The organism is Rhodococcus sp. LMD, assembly GCF_056108245.1.
On record NZ_CM148557.1, the window covers coordinates 2,134,675 to 2,157,617 of the forward strand.

Consider the following 22,943-nt stretch of genomic DNA (forward strand, 5'->3'; position numbering starts at 1 on the left):
AGGCGCGTCGGCGACCCGATTTCGGGCCGATCGGACACTCGCGCCCCCGTCTCGGTTCCACGGGGTCGGATGAGGCAGGATGAAAGGGCCGACCCACCGCTCGACCCGAGGAGAACCATGTCCGAACACGCCCAGGAACGTCCCGGTTTCCGTCGGGTGCTGCTCAAGCTCGGTGGGGAGATGTTCGGCGGGGGCAAGGTCGGTCTCGACCCGGACGTGGTGACGACCGTCGCCGAGGAGATCGCCGAGGTCGTCCGCTCCGGGGTGGAGGTAGCCGTGGTCATCGGCGGCGGCAACTTCTTCCGGGGCGCCGAACTGCAGCAGCGCGGTCTCGACCGCGCTCGCTCCGACTACATGGGCATGCTCGGCACGGTAATGAATTCCCTTGCGTTGCAGGATTTCCTGGAGAAGCAGGGCGTGGACACCCGTGTCCAGACCGCTATCACGATGGGGCAGGTCGCCGAGCCGTACCTGCCGCTGCGTGCCCGCCGGCATCTCGAGAAGGGCCGCGTGGTGATCTTCGGTGCCGGCATGGGCATGCCGTACTTCTCCACCGACACCACCGCCGCGCAGCGCGCCCTCGAGATCGGCGCGGAGGTGGTCCTTATGGCCAAGGCTGTCGACGGGGTCTACTCGGCCGACCCCCGGATCGACGCCGACGCGACCCTGTTCACCGAGATCACCCACCGCGAGGTCATCGAGAAGGGCCTCAAGGTCGCGGATGCGACCGCCTTCAGTCTCTGCATGGACAACGACATGCCGATCATGGTCTTCAACCTGCTCACCGAGGGGAATATCGCTCGGGCTGTCGCCGGTGAGAAGATCGGAACACTCGTACGGTCATGAACGGACAACGGAACATGGAGGAACAGCCGTGATCGATGAAGCTCTCTTCGAAGCCGAGGAGAAGATGGAAAAGGCCGTCACGGTGGCCAAGGACGATCTCGGATCCATCCGCACCGGCCGCGCGAACCCCGGCATGTTCTCCAGGATCGTCGTCGACTACTACGGCGCGCCCACCCCGGTCACGCAGATGGCCAGCATCAACGTCCCCGAGGCGCGCATGGTGGTCGTCAAACCCTACGAGGCCTCGCAGCTCGGCCCGATCGAGACCGCGATTCGCAACTCCGACCTGGGGGTCAATCCGACCAACGACGGGTCCCTGATCCGCATCTCCATCCCGCAGCTGACCGAGGAACGCCGCCGCGAGCTGGTCAAGCAGGCCAAGGCCAAGGGTGAGGACGCCAAGGTGTCCGTGCGCAACGTGCGACGCAAGGCGATGGAGGAGCTGCACCGCATCCAGAAGGACGGCGAGGCCGGCGAGGACGACGTCACCCGCGCGGAGAAGGAGCTCGACAAGACCACGGCGAAGTACGTGGCGCAGATCGACGAGCTGGTCAAGCACAAGGAAGCCGAGCTGCTGGAGGTTTAACCGTGGGTACCGCCGCCGGGTCGTCCGATCCGCAGCTCCCCCTGGGCGTCACCGACGCCGACTCGGCGGCCGACGCCGCGAAGGCGGGCACCGAGGTCCCGCCGGGCCGGCCCGATCCGACCCCTGCCGCGGAGCCGGAGAAGAAGGCGTCCCGCGCCGGCCGGAACCTGCCCGCCGCCGTGGGCGTGGGCGCCGGGCTCGGTGGCCTCGTCATCGGCGTGCTCGCGTTCGCCCCCAAGGCCTGGCTCCTCGTCGTCGCGGTGGCCATCGCGATCGCCACCTGGGAGGTCACCAAGCGCCTGCGTGAGGCGGACGTCCTGGTTCCCCGGGTCCCGCTCCTGGTCGGGGGGCAGGCGATGATCTGGCTCGGCTGGCCCTACGGCACCACCGGCGTGCTCGGCGCCTTCGCCGGCACCACCGTCGTGTCGATGCTGTGGCGGCTGTTCGACCGCGGACTGCGCGGCCGGCCCCGCAACTACCTGCGCGACACCGCGGTCACCGTCTTCACCGCGGCATGGGTACCTTTCCTCGCGTCGTTCGCGACGCTGATGGTCCTCGAGGACGACGGTGCCGCCCGGGTGTTCTGCCTGATGATCGTGTGCGTCGCATCCGACGTCGGCGGATACGCGTCCGGGGTGCTGTTCGGCAAGCACCCGATGGCGCCCGCGATCAGCCCGAAGAAGTCCTGGGAGGGTTTCGGCGGCTCGGTTCTCGCCTGCACCGTCGCCGGTGTGCTCACGGTGACCCTGCTGCTCGACGCCGCCTGGTGGATCGGTGTGCTCCTCGGCGTCGTGCTCGCCGCCACGGCCACGGCGAGCGACCTGATCGAGTCGCAGGTCAAACGGGATCTCGGCATCAAGGACATGGGCACCCTGCTGCCCGGCCACGGCGGGATCATGGATCGGCTGGACTCCATCCTGCCGTCCGCGTTCGTCACCTGGCTCGTCCTCGGGGCCTTCGTCTAGGCCGGTGACGAGAAGGCAGCGGTCCGACACGCACGGGGTGGTGCCCAGCCCCAACATCTGGCACTGGCCGGAGGTCTACGAGGAAGAGAACCGCGCCCAGGACGTCCACGGCGTCGTGTACACGGCGCTGCGCGAGGCATACGACTGGGCCGGTCGCGACGTGGTCGACGTGGGCTGCGGCACCGGCTTCCACCTGCCGATGTTCGCGGCCGCGGCGCGCACCGTGACCGGTGTCGAACCGCACCCGCCGCTGGTGGAACTGGCACGGCGACGGACGCGGGGCGGGCCGGGCGTGCGAGTGCAGACCGGTTCGGCCGAGCACCTGCCGCTCGCGGACAGCAGCGTGGACCTCGTGCACGCCCGTACCGCGTACTTCTTCGGTCCCGGGTGCGGGGCAGGTATCGCCGAGGCGATGCGCGTGCTGCGGCCCGGCGGCGCCCTCGCGATCGTCGATCTCGACGCGACCGCCCATCCGTACGGCGAATGGATGCGCGCGGACCTGCCGCACTACGACCCGCGCACAGTCGAGGCGTTCTTCGACGCCCAAGGTTTCGACCTGCGCCGGCTCGACACGGAGTGGCGTTTCCCGGACCGCGCCACGCTCGAGCGCGTACTCGGCATCGAGTTCGGCCCGCGGGTGGCCGAGCGCGCGGTGCGTGGCACGGCAGGCACCGCCCTCACGGTGCGCTACCGGCTGCACGTGCGCCGCAAGCCCCGGGGACTGGAGATCGCCTGACCGTGCCGTGAACCTGCCGGGGGTCGCGAACCTGCCGGGGCCGCGAACCTACCGGTGGTGGGTGCCCCGGATGCGGAACACCCGGGCCAGTTCGCTGATCCTCTTGGCCTTGGCCAGGCGGGGCAGGTCACTGCCGTCGCGCACACCGCGGCCGTCCTCCCCGAGTGTGTCGATCACGTCGCGGGCCCAGCCGACCTCGTCGGAACTGGGGCTCAGGGCGGCGTTGGCGAACGGTGCCCGGGCCGGGGTCATGCACAGCTTCCCGGTCATTCCCATGGAGGCGGTCAGCTTCGCCTCCCGCTCGAGAACCTCGGGGTCGTCGGTCAGCGACGGTCCGTCGACGGGACCGGGCAGGCGGGCCGCCCGGCTCGACACGACCAGGCGGGAACGCGGGTACGCCATCGCGAGCGGGGAGTCGTCCATTCCGGTGTCGCGGCGGAAGTCGCCGCTGCCGAAAGCCAGCCGGAACGTCCCGTCGGCGCGGGCGATCTCGGGCGTGGCCTCGAGGCCCACCGCCGACTCGATGAGCACGAGGATGCGGGTTCCGGGCGGCAACTGAGCGGCGGTGGCGTCGACCTGCTGGCCGCTTTCGGTCTTGGCGAGCATCACGCCCTGCAGGCCGGGAACCGCGGCGAGCGCGGCGAGATCGTCGGCCCAGTGCACGGTGGTGGCGTCGTTGATCCGCACCCAGGCACGGCCACCGCCGCGCAGCCATTCGACGACGTGACCCCGTGCGGCGGCTTTGCCGGCCGTCGGCACGGCGTCCTCGAGGTCGAGGATCACGGCATCGGCTGCGGACGCGGCAGCCGCCGCGAAGCGCTCCGGGGCGGTGCCCGGAACGAGCAGCCAGGATCGGGCGAGCTCGGGTGCGACGGTGGCGGAGGCGGGGGCATCCAGGTGGGCGGTCACGTCAGGCTCCTCGGGTGAAGGTCTTGTCTCCAGGGTGCCCTCTTGTCGCCGCGTTGGGGAGATTGGGTGCGTTGTGTTCGTCACCCGCCGCTGGGCGGCGCTGTGTCACCGCCGCTGGGCGGCGCTGTGTCACCGCCGCTGGGCGGCGCGGTGCTAGCGCCGCTTCGCGGCACGCTTGATCTGCAGGATCCGCACACCGCCCGCCAGCGCCATGACGAGGGCTCCCGCGATGGCCGACAGCAGCAGGCTCACCCCCAGCGGCAGGGTGAACTCCCAGGCGAACAGTTCCATGGTGACCGAGTCGAGGTTCTGCAGGATGAACACGAGCAGCAGGATCAGGACCAGAACACCGATGACCAGGCCGGTCCACGTCGATGCCGCGCGGCTGCGGTCGAGGGGAATCTCCGGCGCGGGACGGAGGTCGGAATCGGGCGTGGCCTTCGTCGAGCCCTGCCGGTCGGGCCGATCCCCGCCGGGCAGGTCCGGTACCGGATCGGGCAGATTCGCGGGGCGGTCGGTCATGGATCGATCATCTCGCTCCGGCTGCCGCTGCACACCGTATTCGGCGAGGAAGACCGGCTCCGCCGCCGTAATGGATAATGGGTCATTATGCCCTCCTCTCTTCCCCTGGTTTTCGACGCGCCCAAACGCGGTATGCCGCCGCGTCACCTCGCCGACCTCGACGCCGAGCAGCGCCGGGCGGCCGTGCGTGAACTGGGCCTGCCGGCCTTCCGGGCCGATCAGCTGGCCCGGCACTACTACGGGCGGCTCGAGGCCGATCCGGAGAAGATGACGGATCTGCCGGCGAAGGTGCGCGAGCAGGTGGGGGCGGCGTTCTTCCCCGCGTTGCTGACACCGGTCAAGCACGTGGCGTGCGACGGCGGCGAGACCCGCAAGACGCTGTGGCGCGCCGGGGACGGCACCCTCCTCGAGAGTGTGCTCATGCGCTACCCCGACCGCGCCACCCTGTGCATCTCGAGCCAGGCCGGCTGCGGGATGGCCTGCCCGTTCTGCGCGACCGGCCAGGGCGGCCTGGATCGGAACCTGTCCACCGCCGAGATCGTCGATCAGGTGCGCGCCGCGGCCGCGGCCCTGCGCGACGGTGACGTGGCCGGGGGACCGGGTCGTCTGTCCAACGTGGTGTTCATGGGGATGGGGGAGCCGCTGGCGAACTACAAGCGGGTGGTGGCCGCGGTGCGGCGCATCACCGCCCCGCCGCCGGAGGGACTGGGCCTGTCGCAGCGGTCGGTCACCGTCTCCACCGTCGGTCTGGCGCCGGCGATCCGCCGGCTGGCCGACGAGGGACTGCACGTGACCCTCGCCGTGTCGCTGCACACGCCGGACGACGAACTGCGCGACACGCTGGTGCCGGTCAACAACCGCTGGCCCGTCGCCGAGGTGCTCGACGCCGCGCGCTACTACGCCGACCGGACCGGTCGCCGTGTCTCCGTCGAGTACGCCCTGATCCGCGACGTCAACGACCAGCCGTGGCGGGCGGACATGCTGGGCAAGAAGCTGCACAAGGCGCTCGGCCCGCTGGTGCACGTGAACCTGATCCCGCTCAACCCGACGCCGGGCAGCGAATGGGACGCCAGCCCGAAGCCGGTCGAGCGCGAGTTCGTTCGTCGCGTCCAGGCTCAGGGGGTCTCGTGCACCGTGCGGGACACCCGGGGCCAGGAGATCGCGGCAGCCTGCGGCCAGCTCGCCGCCGAGAACTGAACACGGACTCGCGGCAAGCGAAGGGTCCGCCCGGGACGAACCGGGCGGACCCTTCGGTGTTGCTGTGGGGACGTGCGGCTACCTGCGGCGCCGGCGCTGGACGATGTCGCGCACCAGGATGGCGACGAGCAGCGCGGCGAAACCGATCAGGAACCAGTTCTCGACGTTGCCGTTGTGGTTGCCGATGATCATCGCCAGCAGGAACAGGGCGATGAGCCAGCCCATGAAACGGAACAGGCGGGGCGCCTCGCCACTCCAGCCCCACTCCGCCGACGGCACCTCGGCCGTGTCGACGCCAGTGGTCTTCAACTCGGTACCGGCCACCGCTTGTCCTCCTGGTCGCAAAGATCTTCGCTGTTGGGCCAATCGTGACATACGACCGCCCGTCGTACGAAGTGGGGGCGCGCTCCCGCGCGCCGGGCGGGTGATTCAGCCTCCCCTCAGGACGGTCGGGAACAATGTCGGCGTGGCCGACTCGCAACCCAGCTCCCGCACCCGTGTCCTGCTGCTCGGCAGCACCGGCTCCATCGGCACCCAGGCACTCGAGGTGATCGCCGCCAACCCCGACCGGTTCGAGGTGGTCGGTCTCGCCGCCGGTGGTGGCAACATCGATCTGCTCGCCGAACAGATCCGCGTCACCGGCGTGACCGAGGTGGCCGTCGCGAACGCACAGGCCGCCGCGCGCCTCGACCTCCCGGGCCTGCAGGTCCGCAGCGGGCCGGAGGCGGTGACGAGGTTGGTGCGCGACGTGGAGGCCGACGTGGTGCTCAACGCCCTCGTCGGATCCCTCGGGCTGGAGCCGACCCTGGCCGCACTGGCGACGGGCGCACGCCTGGCGCTGGCCAACAAGGAGTCGCTCGTCGCGGGCGGCGCACTGGTCACCGCCGCCGCGGCCCCGGGGCAGATCGTGCCGGTGGACTCGGAGCACTCGGCGCTGGCCCAGTGCCTGCGCGGCGGCAGCCCCGACGAGGTGGCCCGGCTCGTGCTGACCGCCTCGGGTGGTCCGTTCCGCGGCTGGACGGCCGAACGGCTCGAGTCGGTCACCCCCGAGCAGGCCGGCGCCCACCCGACCTGGTCGATGGGCCCGATGAACACCCTGAACTCGGCGACGCTGGTGAACAAGGGCCTGGAACTGATCGAGACGCACCTGTTGTTCGGCATCGGCTACGACCGGATCGACGTCACCGTGCACCCGCAGTCGATCGTGCACTCGATGGTCACCTTCACCGACGGGTCCACGCTGGCCCAGGCGTCGCCGCCGTCGATGAAGCTGCCGATCGCGCTCGCGCTGGGCTGGCCGCACCGGATCGCGGACGCGGCGCCGGCCCTCGACTTCACGACCGCCTCGACGTGGGAGTTCGAACCCGTGGATCACGACGTCTACCCCGCGATCGAACTCGCCCGGGCCGCCGGGGTGGGCGGCGGATGCCTGACCGCGGTGTACAACGCCGCGAACGAGGTGGCCGCGGAGGCTTTCCTGGCGGGGGCGCTGCCGTTCCCCGGGATCGTGCGCACGGTGGCGGCGGTGCTGGCCGACGCCGACGCCTGGTCCGCGGCACCCGCTACCGTGGAAGATGTGCTCGCCGCCGACGGCTGGGCTCGGGACCGAGCCCGCGCGCTCGTGAAGTAGGAGGACCGGCCACCGATGATGTTCGTTCTGGGCGTCGTGCTGTTCGCCCTCGGCATCGCCGTATCCATCGCCCTGCACGAGGCCGGGCACATGTGGACCGCGCAGCGCCTCGGCATGAAGGTGCGGCGCTACTACATCGGGTTCGGGCCGCGGCTGTACTCGTTCCGGCGCGGTGAGACCGAGTACGGCCTCAAGGCGATCCCGGCGGGCGGCTTCTGCGACATCGCGGGCATGACGGCGCTCGACGAGCTGGCTCCCGACGAGCACGAGCGCGCCATGTTCAAGCAGAAGGCATGGAAGCGCGTGGTGGTGATGTCCGGCGGCATCGCGATGAACTTCCTCCTCGGCATGGTGCTGATCTTCGGGCTCGCCGTGGCGTGGGGTCTGCCGCGGCTGGGGGAGACCCCGGCGGAGATCGGGGAGCTCTCGTGCGTCGCACCGACCCAGGCCGGTGAATCCGGGGGCTACGAGCTCGCGCCGTGCAGCGGGCCGGGTCCGGCCGCTGCCGCCGGCCTCGAAGTCGGGGACGTCGTCGTCTCCGTCGGCGGCACCGAGGTCGCGACATTCGCGGACCTGGTCGAGGTCACCCGCGCCGCGACCGGCACGGTGGATTTCGTCGTCGAGCGCGACGGTCGCACGTTGACGATCCCGGTGCCGGTCCAGTCCGCCCAGCGCTGGGTGCAGGATCCCGAGACGGGCGCGATCACCTCGGAGACCGTCAGCGCCATCGGGGTGGCCGCGCCGCCGTCCGTCACCGAATACAACGCGTTCACCGCAGTGGGCGGCACGCTGCAATTCACCGGCGACATGTTCGTGCTCACCGCGCAGGCCCTCGCCGACCTGCCCAGCAAGGTGGGGGCGCTGTGGGAGTCGGTGACGGGCGGCGAACGCGACCCCGACACCCCGATCAGCGTGGTCGGTGCCTCCGTCATCGGTGGGCAGGTCGCCGAGCGGGGCATCTGGCAGATGTTCGTCCTGCTGCTCGCCCAGCTGAACTTCTTCCTGGGCATGTTCAACCTGCTCCCGCTGCTGCCGCTCGACGGCGGCCACATCGCCGTCGTCGTGTACGAGAAGGTCCGCAACTGGATCCGCGGGCTGCGCGGGCTGCCGGTCGGCGGCCCGGTCGACTACACGAAGCTGCTGCCCGTCACCTACGTGTTCGTCCTCATCGGCGGCGCGTTCATGCTGTTGACACTCACCGCGGACATCGTCAACCCCATCCAGCTGTTCTGACCCACACCGCTAGAATTGCCGCGTAGCTACGAAAGAAGGCGAAACGTGACCAGCCCCGTCGGTTTGGGCATGCCCGAAGTTCCCGCCGTCCTCGCGCCCCGGCGCAAGACCCGTCAGCTCATGGTCGGCGACGTCGGCGTGGGCAGCGACCACCCGGTGTCGGTGCAGTCGATGTGCACCACCAAGACGCACGACGTCAACGCGACGTTGCAGCAGATCGCGGAGCTCACCGCGTCCGGTTGCGACATCGTCCGGGTCGCGTGCCCGCGGCAGGAGGACGCCGACGCGCTCGCCGCGATCGCGAAGAAGAGCCAGATCCCGGTCATCGCGGACATCCACTTCCAGCCGCGCTACATCTTCGCCGCCATCGACGCCGGCTGCGCCGCCGTGCGCGTCAACCCCGGCAACATCAAGGAGTTCGACGGCCGCGTGAAGGAGGTCGCCAAAGCCGCCGGCGCCGCGGGCATCCCGATCCGTATCGGAGTCAACGCCGGCTCGCTGGATCCGCGCATCCTGAGCAAGTACGGCAAGGCCACGCCCGAGGCGCTCGTCGAGTCCGCGCTGTGGGAGGCGAGCCTGTTCGAGGAGCACGGCTTCGGCGACCTCAAGATCTCGGTCAAGCACAACGACCCCGTCGTGATGGTCGAGGCCTACCGTCAGCTCGCCGCGCAGTGCGACTACCCGCTGCATCTGGGTGTGACCGAGGCAGGGCCCGCCTTCCAGGGCACGATCAAGTCGGCCGTCGCGTTCGGTGCGCTGCTCAGCGAGGGCATCGGCGACACCATCCGGGTGTCGCTGTCGGCGCCGCCCGCCGAGGAGATCAAGGTCGGCACCCAGATCCTGCAGTCGCTGAACCTGCGGCCGCGCAAGCTCGAGATCGTCTCCTGCCCGTCGTGCGGCCGCGCGCAGGTCGACGTCTACACCCTCGCCGACGAGGTCACCGCAGGCCTTCAGGGCATGGAGGTGCCGCTGCGCGTCGCGGTCATGGGCTGCGTCGTCAACGGCCCCGGTGAGGCACGCGAGGCCGACCTCGGCGTCGCGTCCGGCAACGGCAAGGGCCAGATCTTCGTCAAGGGCAAGGTCGTCAAGACCGTCCCCGAGGCCCAGATCGTCGAGACCCTCATCGAGGAGGCCATGCGCATCGCCGAGGAGATGGAAGGCGACGCCGGCACCGGAAACCCGGTGGTCTCGGTCGGCTGAACCGGTTCGGCGGGCACAGGACTCCCGCGCGGCCCCGGCTTCTGGCAGTCTGAGTGCGTATCCGCAGTCGACAGGTGGTGGGACGTGCTCAAGCTTCTGGGAGTCCGGTCTCTCGGCGGCCGTGACACCGCACACGTGCTGCGGGTGCTGGCCCGCGATCCGGTGGCGGCGTGCATGGTGGCCGGCCGGATCGAGGAGTACGGCCTCGACTCCCGCGCCGTCGGCGGTGACATGTGGAGCCGGGGCGGACCCGACGAGTCGCTGTGCTTCTCGGGGGCGAACCTCGTCCCGCTGCTCGGCGATCGCGACGACCTGCATGCCTTCGCGGACCGCGCCGCCCGCGGCCCCCGCCTGTGCTCGTCGCTCGTCGGCCGTGCCGAACTCGCCTTGCCGATGTGGGAGGTCCTGCAGCCGGAATGGGGTCCCGCCCGCGAGGTGCGGGCCGAGCAACCGCTGCTGGTGCTCGACCGGGAACCCCTCGTCGTCCCCGACCCGCTGGTGCGGCGCGTGCGACCGGACGAGATCGACGCCTACATGCCGGCCGCGATCGCGATGTTCCGCGAGGAGGTCGGTGTGGATCCGTGCGCGGGTGACGGCGGAGCGGGATACCGCCGCCGGGTGCAGAGCCTGATCGCCACCGGACGCGCATGGGCCCGCTTCGAGCACGGCCGGGTGGTGTTCAAGGCCGAGATCGGCTCCCAGTCCTCGTCTGTGGGGCAGATCCAGGGCGTGTGGGTGGACCCCGGCAGGCGCGACGCCGGCCTCGGCTCGACCGGCACCGCGGCCGTCGCCGCCGCCGTCACCGCCGGTGGCCGGCTGCCGAGCCTGTACGTCAACAGCTTCAATCACCGCGCTCGCGCGGCGTACGCCCGGATCGGCTTCCGGCAGGTCGCGACCTTCTGCACGGTTCTGCTGGACTGAGGGGCCGCTCCGTCCGGGCCGTGTCGCCTCCCCGATCCCGGGTGCCACCGGTCCTACGATGACGGCGATGAGAACTCGACCCGTCTGCGCCCCGGTCCCGTCCGTCCGGTTCGTCCAGGCACCGCGTCGGCTCCTGCCGATCCTGGCAGCCGCCGTCGCATTGGCCGGCGGCGTCGTGGCATGCACCCCCAAACCCGCCGGACCGGAGCCTGCCGCACAGGAGTTCCTCACCGACTTCGCCGAGCGGGACTTCGCTGCGGCCGCTGCCCTGACCGATCGTCCCGACTCGGCCGAGGAGGCGCTCGCGGCGACGTGGACGGGGCTGCAGGCGGAGGGTCTCGAGGTGGACACCGACGGGGTGCGGATCGACGGGGACACCGCGACCGTCACCTACGTCTACGAGTGGGACCTGCCCGGCGAGCGCGTGTGGCGGTACTCCGGGCAGATGAACATGGGCCGCAGCGGCGAGGACTGGGTGGTGCGCTGGACGCGGTCGAACCTGCATCCCCAGCTCGGGGACCGGCAGCGGATGCAGCTGCGGACCAATCCCGCCCCGCGTGCCCGCGTCAACGAGCATTCCGGCTCGGACGTGCTCGTTCCGGGCATCGTCTACGGAATCGGTTTCGATGCGGCGCAGGCGGGCGATGTCCGGGCCGCGGCGCGGGCGCTGTCGGCGGCGCTGACCGAGTTCGACCCGTCGCTGACCGCGCAGTCGATCGCCGAGACCGCGACCGCCGCCGACGGCGCCTACTCGGTCGTGCGGCTGCGTGAGGAGGACTACGAACGCGTCGCCGACACCCTCGCGGCGGTGCCCGGGGTCACGATCACCGAGCAGGCCGATCTCGTCGCCACCGACCGTACCTTCGCCCCCGACCTCGTCGGCCAGGTCAAGAAGACCGTGATCGACGAGGTGGACGGCAAGGCCGGGTGGAGCGTCGTCGCGGTCAACCAGAACGGTGTCGACACCGGGGTCCTCACCGAGACGCCGCCCGAACCCGCGCCGTCCTTCTCCGTCAGCCTGGACCGTCCCATCCAGGTGGCGGCGCAGGCCGCCGTCGACGCCCGCACGGAACAGGCGATGATGGTGGTGATCGAGGCGTCCACCGGCGCGGTCCTCGCCGTCGCGCAGAACAAGGCCGCCGACCGCGACGGGCCGGTCGCGCTGGCCGGACAGTACCCGCCCGGCTCCACCTTCAAGATCATCACCTCGGGTGCCGCCATCTCCAGCGGGCTCGCGGGACCGGGCACCATGGTGGCCTGCCCGGGCCGGATCACGATCGGCGAGCGCAGTGTTCCGAACTACAACGAATTCTCGGTCGGCACCGTGCCGATGGCGACGGCGTTCGCGCGCTCGTGCAACACCTCGTTCGCCAAACTCGCCTCCGAGATGGCGCCCGACGCCCTCACCGTCGCGGCCGCGCAGTTCGGCATCGGACCCGAGTACGACGTGGTGGGCATGCCCACGTTCTCCGGATCGGTGCCGCCCGCGGAGGACCTGGTCCAGCGCGCCGAGGACGGCTTCGGTCAGGGCAGGGTCGTCGTCAGCCCGTTCGGGATGGCCCTGGCCGCGGCGACCGTCGCGCACGGCAGCGCACCCGTGCCCTACCTGCTGCAGGGACGCGAGACCGTCGTCACCGGCGACCGGCCGCCGGTCACCCCGGAGATGGTCGACGGCCTGCGCGGCATGATGCGCCTGGTGATCACCAGCGGTACCGCCGACCGGATTCGCGACCAGGGCGAGGTGTACGGCAAGACGGGTGAGGCCGAGGTCGCGGGCGGCTCCCACGCATGGTTCGTCGGATATCGCGGTGACCTGGCCTTCGCGACGCTCGTCGTGCGCGGCGGCAGCTCCGACAACGCCGTCGCCGTCACCCGCGACATGTTCGCGGCGCTGCCGGAGGGCTACTGACCGGCCCGGGCGCGCCGCGGGAGAGCCCACCGGCCGCCGGTCAGGGCAGCAGCCCCAGGCGTCGCGCCGACACGACGGCCTCGTGCCGGGTGTGGGCGTCGAGCTTGCCCATCGCGCTGCGCAGGTAGCTCTTGACCGTCTCCGGGCCGACCGACAGCCGGTCGGCGATCTCGGCGTTGGTGCATCCCAGCGCCACGTGCGCGAGCACGTCGGTCTCGCGCGGCGAGAGCACCACGTCGCTCTGGAGCGGTGCCGCGCCGCCGAGCGCCCCGGCCAGCCGGTCCGACAGGTCCCGCAGCTTACGCTGCAGGCCGGCATCCTCGACGCACTGGGCGAGACCGCGCAGTTCTGCGTGCACGTCCCGGATCTGGGCGGCCGCGACCGGGCTCTCGACCGGGCGGTCGAGGGAACCGAGCATCGCCAGCCGCCGGTCCACCTCGTCCCGGACGGCGATCTCGCTGCTGAGCCGTCGCGCCGCCTGCACGAAGGCTCCCACCGCGCGGTCGCCGAGCGGGGAACACTCCCGGATCGCGCCGTAGAGCACGGCACGAGCCGCCCCGCTCACCATCACCGGCACCGCGAGGATCGAGCGCAGCCCCTCGCCGAGGACCGGCCGATCGAAGTGGTGGGTGATCGACGACGACCGGCCGTAGTCCGGCACCGTCGCCGGCCGGGCCCGGTCCACCACGAGGCCGCCCAGACCGGCCCGGGGCGGGACCACGACCCCCTCGAGAGCGTTGGTGCGGGTGCCGACGAACTCGGTCAGGTGCAGGTTCCCGTCGCGAACCTCCCCGGCGAACACGACAGGGATCAGGGCCTCGGCCGCGGTACGGCGAAGCTCCCCGCGCAGGGCGTCGCTGTCGCGGGGACGAAGGAGAGGCGAGGTGCCGGCCGGCGCCATCGGTCACCCCTTTCCGGGGGTATCGGGACGGACGTGTGACTTGGATCATAAAGGAATCGATCCTCGGGACGTTCACCCCGGGGTGCTTCACGAGAGGACGGATTCGATGACCACCGAGACCACCGCGCGTGCGCATTCCGGGCAGGAGGCACGGGTGCGGGAACTGCTGGACCGCTACGACACCGCCGACGCGTGTGCCGCACAGCTGCTGTGCGACGGGCATCCCGCGGACGCCGTCGCGTTCACAGTGGTCGAGGCGGATCTGACCGCGACCGACCTGACCTTCGGCGAGCTGCGTGAGCAGTCCTCCCGGTTCGCCGCGGCCCTGGCCGATCTCGGCGTCGAGCCGGGCGACCATGTCGCCACCCTGATGGGCAAGTCCGCGGACCTGGTGGTGGCGCTGCTCGGCATCTGGCGTCGCGGTGCCGTGCACGTGCCGTTGTTCACCGCCTTCGCACCCCCGGCGATCGGCTTCCGGCTGCAGGCCAGCGGGGCGAAGGTCGTCGTCGCCGACGCGGACCAGGTCGGCAAGCTCGCGCCCGGCGAGGACATCCCCGCCGACGCGCCGTGGCAGATCGTCGTCGCCGGTCCCGCCGAGGCCGGCACCGCCGGCATCGGCGTCCGCTTCGCCGACCTGGTGGCCTCGCACGATGCGGACGATCCGCGCGGCGCCGCGGTCGCCGTCGGTGGGCACGGCGGGCTCGTGCAGCTGTTCACCTCCGGCACGACCGGCACCCCGAAGGGTGTGCCGGTGCCGGTGCGGGCGCTCGCGTCGTTCCACGCCTACCTGGACTTCGGCCTCGACGTGCGTGAGGACGACGTGTTCTGGAACGCCGCCGATCCCGGCTGGGCGTACGGGCTCTACTACGCGCTGCTCGCGCCGCTGGCCGCCGGTGTGCGCAGCCTGCTGCTGCACGCCGGGTTCTCCGCCGCCCTCACCTGGCAGGTGATGGAGAAGTTCGGGGTCACCAACTTCGCGGCCGCGCCCACCGTCTACCGCAGCCTGCGGGCGGACTCGGCGCCCGTGCCGGAGTCGGTCTCGCTGCGGCGCGCCTCGTCCGCCGGCGAGCCGCTCACCCCGGACGTCGTGGCATGGTCCGAGCAGACCCTCGGCGTGATCGTGCGCGACCACTACGGCCAGACCGAGCACGGCATGTTCGTCGTCAACGCGTGGGCGGACGGGCTGCGCGAAGAAGTGCGGCCCGGATCGATGGGTAAGCCCCTGCCCGGGTGGTCCTGCGCCGTGCTCTCGGACGACTCCGACGACCTCGCCGCCCCCGGCGTGCCCGGACGGGTGGCGATCGACACCCACGCCAGCCCCCTGCTGTGGTTCACGGGGTACGTGGACGCGCCGGAGAAGACCGCGCAGCGGTTCACCGAGGACGGCCGCTGGTACCTCACCGGCGACGCCGGACAGGTCGACGAGGACGGGTTCTTCTACTTCTCCGCCCGCGACGACGACGTGATCATCATGGCGGGCTACCGGATCGGCCCGTTCGACGTCGAGAGCGTGCTGGTGATGCACGAGCACGTCGTCGAGGCCGCCGTCGTCGGCATGCCCGACCAGCTGCGCGGCGAGGTGCTCGAAGCGTTCGTGGTGCTGCGCGACGGCGTCGACGGCACCGACGAGCTCGAGGTGGAGCTGCAGCAGCTGGTCAAGCGCAAGTTCGCGGCGCACGCCTACCCGCGGACCGTGCACTTCGTGCCGCAGCTGCCGAAGACGCCCAGCGGCAAGATCCAGCGCTACATCCTGCGTCAGGGCTGAGCCGCCCGCGTGGGGGCGGCGCGGCCGGCGCCGCGTCGCCCCCCGTCGGTCGGGGCCTATCCTGGTGACCATGCCTGTTCGCACCGCACTCGTCCCCGGAACCGTCTCACCCGTCCGCGCCGTCCCCAACGGGATCGAGCGACCGGAGTACGCGTGGAAGCCGACGGCGAACGAAGGGCACGAGCCGTGGGTGCAGACCCCGGAGACCATCGAGAAGATGCGGGTCGCCGGCCGCATCGCCGCGCAGGCCCTGGCCGAGGCGGGCAAGGCCGTCGCGCCGGGCGTGACCACCGACGAACTGGACCGGATCGCGCACGAATACATGTGCGACCACGGCGCGTATCCCTCGACGCTGGGGTACAAGGGCTTCACCAAGTCGTGCTGCACGTCGCTGAACGAGGTGATCTGCCACGGCATCCCGGATTCGACGGTGCTCGAGGACGGCGACATCGTCAACATCGACGTCACCGCCTACATCGGGGGAGTGCACGGTGACACCAATGCCACGTTCCTGGCGGGCGAGGTCTCCGAGGAGCACCGCCTGCTGGTCGAACGGACCCGTGAGGCGACGATGCGGGCGATCAAGGCGGTCAAGCCGGGCCGGGCCCTCAACGTCGTCGGCCGGGTCATCGAGTCGTACGCGAACCGGTTCGGGTACGGGGTGGTGCGTGACTTCACCGGTCACGGCATCGGCGAGACGTTCCACAACGGGCTGGTGATCCTGCACTACGACCAGCCGTCCGTCGACACCGTGCTCGAGCCGGGAATGGTGTTCACGATCGAGCCGATGATCAACCTCGGCACCGTGGACTACGAGATCTGGGACGACGGCTGGACCGTGGTCACCAAGGACCGCAAGTGGACCGCCCAGTTCGAGCACACCATCGTCGTCACCGACAGCGGAGCGGATATCCTCACGCTGCCGTGACGCGGCCGGGTGCCGGGCGCAACGCCTTGTCGCGTACCGTGCTTCGGCATGGAACCGACTGACGTGGCGATCCCGGCCGGCACCTTCACCGTGCGAATCGACGGCCCCGAGAGCCGGCACGCGGTGCTGCTGCTGCCCGGCGCCGGGGAATCCGCCGACGTCTACGACGCGGTGTGCGCGCGGCTGCACCATTCGGATCTGCGTACGTTCGTACCGGAGACCATCGAGGGTCTCGACGTCGCGGGCGTACATGCATTGCTCGACGCCCTGCAGTTGCCGTGGGTGCACCTCGTCGGCAGTGGGGCAGGAGCGGAGCTGGCGTGGGCGGCCGCCTCGGGCCGGTTCGGCCGGTTCGCCAGCCTCGTGGTCGCCGACCGGGGCCACCCGGCGGTGCCGGACGTCGAGGGCGTCGTACGGGACGCGGACGCCGCCCCCGCCGAGGTGCCCACCACCGTGCTCGTGGGCAGCGCCGCGCGCCGCCCGGAGGCCGACGCCTCGATGCGGTACGTCCTGTCGGAGTTCCGCGTCGTCGAACTGAGCGGAGTGGCCAACATCCCGGCCGAGGCGCCGGCGGAACTGGCCAGCGCGATCGCCCTGCGCACCGGCAGCTGGTAGGCGGCTTCGCCGCCGGTGTGTCCTTTGGGCGGTGGGAGCCGCCCAAAGGACACACCGATCACAACCCGAGGAGAGCGTTCTCGACCAGTTCCGGCAGGGCCGGGTGGATCCAGTACTGTCCGGTGGCCGTCTCCCGGGCGGTGAGACCGAAGCTCATGGCCTGGATCAGCGGCTGGATCACCGACGACGCCTGGGCGCCCAGGATGTGCGCGCCGAGCAGCTTGCCCGTGGTGCGGTCGGCGATCACCTTGCAGAAACCCTCGGTGTCCTCCATCGCCCAGCCGTACGCGACGTCGCCGTAGTACTGGATCTTCACCGCGACGTCGTAGCCCTGGGCGCGGGCCTGTTCCTCGGTCAGGCCGACCGTCGCGATCTGCGGGTCGGTGAAGACCGCGGACGGCACGAACCGATGGTCCGAGCGGCGCAGGACCGAGACGTCCTCGCCCCACGCGTCGTGGAGCAGGTTGTGCTGTACGACGCGGGCCTCGTGATTGGCGACGTGCTTGAGCTGGTGCGGCGACGAGACGTCGCCGAGCGCGAAGACCCCGCGCGCGGTGGTGCGCTGGAACTCGTCGACGACGATCCGGCCGTCGTCGTGCAGCGCGATGCCGCCCGCGGCGGCGTCGAGTGCGTCCCCGTTGGGTGTCCGGCCGACCGCGACGAGCAGCGCGTCGCCGCTGACGGTGGTGCCGTCGGCCAGTTCCACCTCGACGCCGTCGCCGACGGGACGGAACGCCGTCGCGGGGTTGGACAGGTGCACGTCCCACCGGTCGGTGGCCAGGCCGGTGAAGTGCTCGGCGAGGTCGTGGTCGAGGTGCCGCAGCAACTGACCGGTGCGGGCGAGCACCGACACCCGGGTGCCCAGGGCGGAGAAGACGTGCGCGAACTCCATCGCGATGAACCCGGAGCCGAGGATCACCAGCGATTCCGGCAGTTTCGGCAGCCGCATGATGTCGTCGTTGGTGTAGTAGCGGACCCCGCCGTCGAGTACCTCCTGCGGGATCGCCGGACGCGCGCCCGCTGCGACGACGACCTGGTCGGCGGTGATGATCTCGCCCGTGCCGGTGTCGAGGGTGCGCTCGCCCACGAACCGGGCGTGCCCGCGGTGGACGGTGACGTTCGCGCAGTCCTCGGTGCGGTAGCGGTCGCCGCCGGCCGCGATCGGGTCGATCCGGCCGAACACCCGGTCGACGATGTCGCTCCACCGGACCCCGTCGATCGTCGCGTCGACACCGTACTTCGCGGCCTTGCGCACGGTCTGCGCGACCTCCGCCGCATAGACGTACATCTTGGTGGGGATGCAGCCGACGTTGAGACAGGTGCCACCGAAGGTGCCCTGCTCGAGGATCGCCACCTTCCGGCCGTCGAATCGCTCGTCGAGGATCGAGTTTCCGGAGCCGGTGCCGATGATGGCCAGGTCGTAGTGACTCACTGTTCTCCCGTTGTCAGGTTCGCGTGGACGATCACAGGGATCTGCTGTGACCGTCCAACCAGTCCAGCCACAGATCCAATTCCCGGAACGCCACGTCGAGCACGTCGGGTGTGGAGAGGAACACATCGTGCCGGGCGCCGGTGATCGGAACGATCGTCGTGCGGTCGCCCAGGCATCCGGCCCACCGGGCGATCTGCTTGACGTCGAGGACCGCGTCGGCGGTGTCCACCGTGGGGTCGTACGCGGGGGCCCAGCGGGTGTCCTTCGACCGCAGGATCAGCGACGGGACGCCGACATCGAGGCCGCGGTGCAGTGTCGCGTGGCCGCGGCGGACGGCACGGAGCCAGCCGAACGTGACGGGAAACCCGGCCAGCGGCTTCCAGTCCAGGTCGTACTCCCAGTGGCCGTTGGCGTCCTTGTGCAGACTCATCCCGTAGGTGTCCAGGCTCTGCCCCGGGATGACGGCGCGGCTGCGCACCCGGCCGACGGCATCGACCGCGACGGTGCCGAGGCCGCGCAGGATCGACGGTCCCTGCAGGTCGAACCACGGGCTGTTGAGGATCAGGCCCTGGATCCCGGCGCCGCCCGTACCGCCCGGTCGGCGGTTCATCCGATCGAGCCACAACGGCAGGACCAGCCCGCCCGTGGAATGCGCCACGAGCAGGATCCCGCCGCCGACCTCACCGCGGACGATCCGCAGTGCCTCCTCGAGTTCGGCGTCGTAGTAGGTCAGATCGGTGACGAAGTGCGGGGTCTGCCCGGGTTGCCGCGAGCGCCCGCACTTGCGCAGGTCCAGGGCGAAGAACCGGTACCCCTGGGCGGCGAAGTGCTCGGCGAGGTGCTGCTGGAAGAAGTAGTCGGTGAAGCCGTGCACGTAGATCACCGCGCGGTCCGGCGCGGACTCGCCGCCGGGGTAGACGGACGGCTGGTAGCGGACGAGGGTGGCGGTGGCCTCGCCCTCGCCGTCCGGATCGGGGCCGAGATGCAGCGTGAGCTGCTCGTATCCGTCGCCGAGGATATCGGGCTGCCAAGTAGTCACGATCACACTGTATTGGTCGGTACGCGGACCTGTCGTGGGGGCACAATTGGGTGAAGACAAACGCCGGACAACGCGCGGGTAACCTGTTCGTCGCAGTCGGCGCGGCCGCGACGTCGCCGGGATCCGTGAGTTCAGCGAGACCCGGCGGACGAGCACGGACGTGCACGGGACACTCACGCGGTGCAGTGCGGAACGCAGCGGCGCGTGCGAACAGACAAGGAAGTCGATCCTCCAGTGTCAGAGAACGTGGTAGAGGCCAAGACCGATGTAGTGCTCGTGGGTGCGGGCATCATGAGCGCGACACTCGGCGCCATCCTGCGCCGGCTGCAGCCCGACTGGTCCATCACCGCTTTCGAGCGGCTCGACGCCGCGGCGGCCGAGAGCAGTGATCCCTGGAACAACGCGGGCACCGGCCACTCGGCGCTGTGCGAGCTGAACTACACGCCCGCCAAGCCGGGCGGTGGCGTGGACATCACCAAGGCGATCAACGTCAACGAGCAATTCCAGGTCTCGCGCCAGTTCTGGGCGTTCGCGGTGGACAACGGCATCCTCACCGATCCCAAGAACTTCATCAATCCCGTTCCGCACGTCAGCTTCGTCCACGGCGCCGACAACGTGAAGTACCTGCGTGCCCGCTACGACGCGCTGGCCGGGCACCCGCTCTTCGCCGGCATGGAGTACTCGGAGAGCCCCGAGTACTTCTCGGAACGGCTGCCGCTGATGGCGCAGGGCCGGGACTTCTCCGAGCCCATCGCGCTGAACTGGACCCAGGACGGCACCGACGTCGACTTCGGCGCCCTCACCAAGCAGCTGCTGAACAACGTCGCCGCGTCCGGCGGCACCGTGCACTTCGGCCACGACGTGACGGATCTGGACAAGCAGTCCGACGGAAGCTGGAGCGTCAAGGTCCGCAACCGCCGCACCGGCCAGGCCCGCAAGGTGCACGCCCGGTTCGTGTTCGTCGGTGCCGGCGGTGGCGCGCTGCACCTGCTGCAGAAGTCGGGTATCGCGGAGGCCAAGGGCTTCGGCGGCTTCCCCGTCTCCGGTCAGTTCCTGCGCTGCACCAATCCGGAGCTGATCGCCATGCACAGCGCCAAGGTGTACGGCAAGGCCGCCGTGGGTGCACCGCCCATGTCGGTCCCGCACCTCGACACCCGCGTGATCGGCGGCAAGCAGGGCCTGCTGTTCGGCCCCTACGCCGGCTGGTCCCCGAAGTTCCTCAAGAACGGCAAGTTCACCGACCTGCCCGGGTCGGTCAAGCCGAACAACCTGCTGTCGATGATCGGCGTCGGCCTCACCGAGATGGGACTGACCAAGTACCTGATCGGTGAGCTGATGCAGTCGCCGCGCGACCGCATCGGCACCCTGGGCGAGTTCGTGCCGCAGGCCCGCATGGCGGACTGGGAGCTCATCACCGCCGGCCAGCGGGTACAGGTCATCCGCCGCAAGGGCGCGGGCGGAGTGCTCGAGTTCGGCACCGCCGTGGTCAATGCCGGCGACGGCACGATCGCCGGCCTGCTCGGCGCGTCGCCGGGGGCCTCGACCGCGGTTCCGGCGATGCTCGACGTGCTCGAACGGTGCTTCCCCGACCGGTGGACGGCATGGCAGGACACCCTGCGGGAGATGGTGCCGTCCCTCGGAGTCAAGCTCTCGGACGACACCGCACTGTTCGACAAGGTCTGGCGCTGGGGTACCAAGTCCCTGCAGCTCGATGTCGCCTCCCCGGTCGACGCCCCCGCCCCGGCGGAGCCGGCGACGGTCTGACCGTCCAGTCGTCGAGGCGGCCCGCGCGGGACCCGCCCGGGTCCCGCGCGGGCCGCCCTCGTCCGCCGGAACATGCCGGTGTCCCCGCCCGGCGGTCTACGCTGGTTCCAGCGTGGAGAGGGGCAGGGCTGTGAGCACCGCTAGGGAACGGATCTGGCTCGCCAGCTACGCCGAGGGCGTGCCCTCGGACATCACGCCCCCGGAGGACTCGCTGGTCGACATGCTCGAGACTTCGGCAGCCCGGTTCGGACCACGTCCGGCGCTCGAGTTCTTCGGCGCGGAACTGACCTATTCGCAACTCGCCGACCGGGTGCACCGCGGCGCGGAGGGGCTACGGCGGCTCGGTGTGCGCCCCGGTGACCGGGTGGCGCTCGTCCTGCCGAACTGCCCGGAACATGTGATCGCGTTCTATGCGGTCCTGCGGATCGGCGGCGTGGTGGTCGAGCACAATCCGCTCTACACCGAGGAAGAGATGGCCCGCCAGTTCGCCGACCACGGCGCCACGGTGGCGATCGCCTGGGACAAGGTCTGTCCGCTGCTGCAGCAGATCGCCGGGGACACGGCCGTCGAGCACATCGTGGCGGTGGACATCACGCGTTCGATGCCGTGGTCCAAGCGGCTCGCGCTCGCCCTTCCCGTTCCGAAAGCGCGTGCGGCGCGGGACGCGCTGACCGGCTCTGCGCCCGGGACGATTCCGTGGAAACGGCTGCTGGCGGACGGGCCCGTCGACCCCGATCGACCGGGGCCCTCGGTCGAGGATCTGGCGGTGATCCAGTACACGAGCGGCACCACCGGCGTCCCGAAGGGCGCGATGCTGACCCACCGCAACCTCGGCGCCAACGCCGCCCAGGGTCGTGCGTGGGTACCGGGCCTGGTGGACGGCGAAGAGGTCGTGTACGCGGTGTTGCCGATGTTCCACGCATACGGGCTCACGCTGTGCGTGACCTTCGCGATGAGTATCGGCGCCCGGCTGGTCCTGTTCCCCAAGTTCGACGTGGATCTGGTGCTCACCGCCGCCGCGAAGCACCCGCCCACGTTCATGCCGGCGGTGCCGCCGATCTACGAGCGGCTCGCCCGCGCGGCCCGGGAGCGATCGGTGGACCTGACGTCGGCGCGATGGTCGATCTCCGGGGCGATGCCCTTGCCGACGGAGACCCTGGAACTGTGGGAGGAGGTCACCGGCGGGGTACTGGTCGAGGGGTACGGGCTCACCGAGACGTCGCCGGTGGCGATCGGCAATCCCATCGGACTCACCCGCCGGCCCGGCGCCGTCGGGGTGCCCTTCCCGAGCACCGAGATCCGGGTGGTCGATCCTGCCGACCCGGCGCGCGACGTCGAACCCGGGGAGCGGGGAGAATTGCTGCTCCGGGGTCCGCAGGTGTTCTCCGGATACTGGAACAAGCCCGAACAGACGGCGGAAGCACTGCTCGACGGGGGCTGGTTCCGGACCGGGGACATCGTCCAGGTCGACCGGGACGGATTCGTCACGGTGGTGGATCGGATCAAGGAACTGGTCATCACCGGTGGATTCAATGTCATGCCGTCCGAGGTCGAGGCGGCGTTGCGGTCGTTCCCGGGGATCGTCGATGCCGCCGTGGTGGGACTGCCGGCTTCCGACGGCGGCGAGGACGTGGTGGCGGCGGTGCTGGTTTCGGGTGAGGACGTCGACCCCGAGGCGGCGCGGGAGCACTGCCGGTCGCGCCTGGCCGCCTACAAGGTTCCGCGACGTGTGGTGGTGGTGGAGGACCTGCCGCGCTCCCAGATCGGGAAGGTGCTGCGCCGGCAGGTCCGCGAGTCTCTCCTCCCCGGCTGATCCCTCCGGCAGCCGTGCGGGTCGCGACTGCG

At 70.7% G+C, this 22,943-nt stretch carries 21 protein-coding genes; 15 read left to right on the forward strand and 6 right to left on the reverse strand.

What is annotated here, in order from left to right:
• Positions 1–117 precede the first annotated feature (117 nt).
• From pyrH to ACWPQI_RS10030, 4 genes are read left to right on the forward strand one after another with little or no spacing between them, the layout of a single operon-like run.
• Entirely contained in the window at positions 118–846 is a 729-nt protein-coding gene (gene pyrH, locus ACWPQI_RS10015) for a UMP kinase (RefSeq protein ID WP_003939001.1), read from the forward strand.
• 28 nt (positions 847–874) lie between these two features.
• Positions 875–1,432: a ribosome recycling factor gene (gene frr, locus ACWPQI_RS10020; RefSeq protein WP_006937444.1), complete on the forward strand. Its 558-nt coding sequence runs from the start codon at positions 875–877 to the stop codon at positions 1,430–1,432.
• A gap of 2 nt (positions 1,433–1,434) precedes the next feature.
• Positions 1,435–2,397, forward strand: coding sequence for a phosphatidate cytidylyltransferase (locus ACWPQI_RS10025; RefSeq protein WP_010592738.1), 963 nt, complete (start codon positions 1,435–1,437; stop codon positions 2,395–2,397).
• Between the two features lie 37 nt (positions 2,398–2,434).
• Positions 2,435–3,133: a class I SAM-dependent methyltransferase gene (locus ACWPQI_RS10030; RefSeq protein ID WP_048772758.1), complete on the forward strand. Its 699-nt coding sequence runs from the start codon at positions 2,435–2,437 to the stop codon at positions 3,131–3,133.
• Between the two features lie 48 nt (positions 3,134–3,181).
• Here the strand turns inward: ACWPQI_RS10030 and ACWPQI_RS10035 are convergent, their stop codons facing one another.
• Positions 3,182–4,042, reverse strand: a complete 861-nt coding sequence (locus ACWPQI_RS10035; protein WP_450152114.1) for an HpcH/HpaI aldolase/citrate lyase family protein — start codon at positions 4,040–4,042, stop codon at positions 3,182–3,184.
• Between the two features lie 153 nt (positions 4,043–4,195).
• On the reverse strand, positions 4,196–4,564 hold the full coding sequence (locus ACWPQI_RS10040) for a LapA family protein (protein ID WP_040271831.1): 369 nt from the start codon (positions 4,562–4,564) through the stop codon (positions 4,196–4,198).
• 87 nt (positions 4,565–4,651) lie between these two features.
• On the opposite strand from ACWPQI_RS10040, the gene rlmN reads away from it, so the two are divergent.
• A complete protein-coding gene (gene rlmN, locus ACWPQI_RS10045; RefSeq protein WP_010592733.1) occupies positions 4,652–5,761 on the forward strand; it encodes a dual-specificity RNA methyltransferase RlmN in 1,110 nt (369 codons plus the stop codon).
• A 78-nt stretch (positions 5,762–5,839) separates the two neighbouring features.
• Here rlmN and ACWPQI_RS10050 read toward each other — a convergent pair whose 3' ends face one another.
• Entirely contained in the window at positions 5,840–6,085 is a 246-nt protein-coding gene (locus ACWPQI_RS10050; protein ID WP_010592732.1) for a DUF2631 domain-containing protein, read from the reverse strand.
• Positions 6,086–6,227: 142 nt separating this feature from the next.
• On the opposite strand from ACWPQI_RS10050, the gene dxr reads away from it, so the two are divergent.
• The 5 genes from dxr (at position 6,228) to ACWPQI_RS10075 (ending at position 12,654) form a co-directional block, all read left to right on the forward strand.
• Positions 6,228–7,391 (forward strand): 1-deoxy-D-xylulose-5-phosphate reductoisomerase, encoded by a 1,164-nt coding sequence (gene dxr, locus ACWPQI_RS10055; RefSeq protein ID WP_474738784.1) that lies wholly within the window; start codon positions 6,228–6,230, stop codon positions 7,389–7,391.
• A 15-nt stretch (positions 7,392–7,406) separates the two neighbouring features.
• Complete coding sequence (locus ACWPQI_RS10060; RefSeq protein ID WP_010592730.1) at positions 7,407–8,624, forward strand: M50 family metallopeptidase; 1,218 nt, start codon at positions 7,407–7,409, stop codon at positions 8,622–8,624.
• Positions 8,625–8,669: 45 nt separating this feature from the next.
• Complete coding sequence (gene ispG / locus ACWPQI_RS10065) at positions 8,670–9,824, forward strand: flavodoxin-dependent (E)-4-hydroxy-3-methylbut-2-enyl-diphosphate synthase (protein WP_010592729.1); 1,155 nt, start codon at positions 8,670–8,672, stop codon at positions 9,822–9,824.
• A gap of 84 nt (positions 9,825–9,908) precedes the next feature.
• A complete protein-coding gene (locus tag ACWPQI_RS10070) occupies positions 9,909–10,745 on the forward strand; it encodes a GNAT family N-acetyltransferase (RefSeq protein ID WP_017680563.1) in 837 nt (278 codons plus the stop codon).
• A 67-nt stretch (positions 10,746–10,812) separates the two neighbouring features.
• Positions 10,813–12,654, forward strand: coding sequence for a penicillin-binding transpeptidase domain-containing protein (locus ACWPQI_RS10075; protein WP_010592727.1), 1,842 nt, complete (start codon positions 10,813–10,815; stop codon positions 12,652–12,654).
• Between the two features lie 40 nt (positions 12,655–12,694).
• Here ACWPQI_RS10075 and ACWPQI_RS10080 read toward each other — a convergent pair whose 3' ends face one another.
• Positions 12,695–13,555, reverse strand: a complete 861-nt coding sequence (locus ACWPQI_RS10080) for a helix-turn-helix transcriptional regulator (protein ID WP_474738785.1) — start codon at positions 13,553–13,555, stop codon at positions 12,695–12,697.
• Between the two features lie 106 nt (positions 13,556–13,661).
• On the opposite strand from ACWPQI_RS10080, the gene ACWPQI_RS10085 reads away from it, so the two are divergent.
• The 3 genes from ACWPQI_RS10085 to ACWPQI_RS10095 all read left to right on the forward strand — a co-directional run bounded on the left by ACWPQI_RS10085 (position 13,662) and on the right by ACWPQI_RS10095 (position 16,863).
• Entirely contained in the window at positions 13,662–15,320 is a 1,659-nt protein-coding gene (locus tag ACWPQI_RS10085) for an AMP-binding protein (RefSeq protein ID WP_474738786.1), read from the forward strand.
• A gap of 70 nt (positions 15,321–15,390) precedes the next feature.
• Positions 15,391–16,248: a type I methionyl aminopeptidase gene (gene map / locus ACWPQI_RS10090; RefSeq protein WP_010592724.1), complete on the forward strand. Its 858-nt coding sequence runs from the start codon at positions 15,391–15,393 to the stop codon at positions 16,246–16,248.
• A gap of 48 nt (positions 16,249–16,296) precedes the next feature.
• Complete coding sequence (locus tag ACWPQI_RS10095) at positions 16,297–16,863, forward strand: hypothetical protein (protein ID WP_026137713.1); 567 nt, start codon at positions 16,297–16,299, stop codon at positions 16,861–16,863.
• Positions 16,864–16,921: 58 nt separating this feature from the next.
• On the opposite strand, the gene mtr is transcribed toward ACWPQI_RS10095, so the two are convergent.
• Together mtr and ACWPQI_RS10105 are read right to left on the reverse strand one after the other, a co-directional pair.
• Entirely contained in the window at positions 16,922–18,295 is a 1,374-nt protein-coding gene (mtr, locus tag ACWPQI_RS10100) for a mycothione reductase (RefSeq protein WP_010592722.1), read from the reverse strand.
• A 31-nt stretch (positions 18,296–18,326) separates the two neighbouring features.
• Positions 18,327–19,334 (reverse strand): alpha/beta hydrolase, encoded by a 1,008-nt coding sequence (locus tag ACWPQI_RS10105; RefSeq protein ID WP_026137714.1) that lies wholly within the window; start codon positions 19,332–19,334, stop codon positions 18,327–18,329.
• 291 nt (positions 19,335–19,625) lie between these two features.
• Here ACWPQI_RS10105 and mqo point away from each other — a divergent pair, with 291 nt between their 5' ends.
• A complete protein-coding gene (gene mqo / locus ACWPQI_RS10110; RefSeq protein ID WP_225222786.1) occupies positions 19,626–21,098 on the forward strand; it encodes a malate dehydrogenase (quinone) in 1,473 nt (490 codons plus the stop codon).
• Between the two features lie 130 nt (positions 21,099–21,228).
• Positions 21,229–22,911, forward strand: a complete 1,683-nt coding sequence (locus ACWPQI_RS10115; RefSeq protein WP_474738787.1) for a long-chain-fatty-acid--CoA ligase — start codon at positions 21,229–21,231, stop codon at positions 22,909–22,911.
• Positions 22,912–22,943: the final 32 nt, after the last annotated feature.

Coding starts and splice junctions, on each gene's coding strand:
- ACWPQI_RS10080 (WP_474738785.1), bottom strand. CDS start 13,555: ATGGCGCCGGCCGGCACCTCGCCTCTCCTTCGTCCCCGCGACAGCGAC.
- ACWPQI_RS10060 (WP_010592730.1), top strand. CDS start 7,407: ATGATGTTCGTTCTGGGCGTCGTGCTGTTCGCCCTCGGCATCGCCGTA.
- pyrH (WP_003939001.1), top strand. CDS start 118: ATGTCCGAACACGCCCAGGAACGTCCCGGTTTCCGTCGGGTGCTGCTC.
- ACWPQI_RS10040 (WP_040271831.1), bottom strand. CDS start 4,564: ATGACCGACCGCCCCGCGAATCTGCCCGATCCGGTACCGGACCTGCCC.
- ACWPQI_RS10085 (WP_474738786.1), top strand. CDS start 13,662: ATGACCACCGAGACCACCGCGCGTGCGCATTCCGGGCAGGAGGCACGG.
- ACWPQI_RS10095 (WP_026137713.1), top strand. CDS start 16,297: ATGGAACCGACTGACGTGGCGATCCCGGCCGGCACCTTCACCGTGCGA.
- map (WP_010592724.1), top strand. CDS start 15,391: ATGCCTGTTCGCACCGCACTCGTCCCCGGAACCGTCTCACCCGTCCGC.
- ACWPQI_RS10075 (WP_010592727.1), top strand. CDS start 10,813: ATGAGAACTCGACCCGTCTGCGCCCCGGTCCCGTCCGTCCGGTTCGTC.
- mqo (WP_225222786.1), top strand. CDS start 19,626: ATGAGCGCGACACTCGGCGCCATCCTGCGCCGGCTGCAGCCCGACTGG.
- rlmN (WP_010592733.1), top strand. CDS start 4,652: ATGCCCTCCTCTCTTCCCCTGGTTTTCGACGCGCCCAAACGCGGTATG.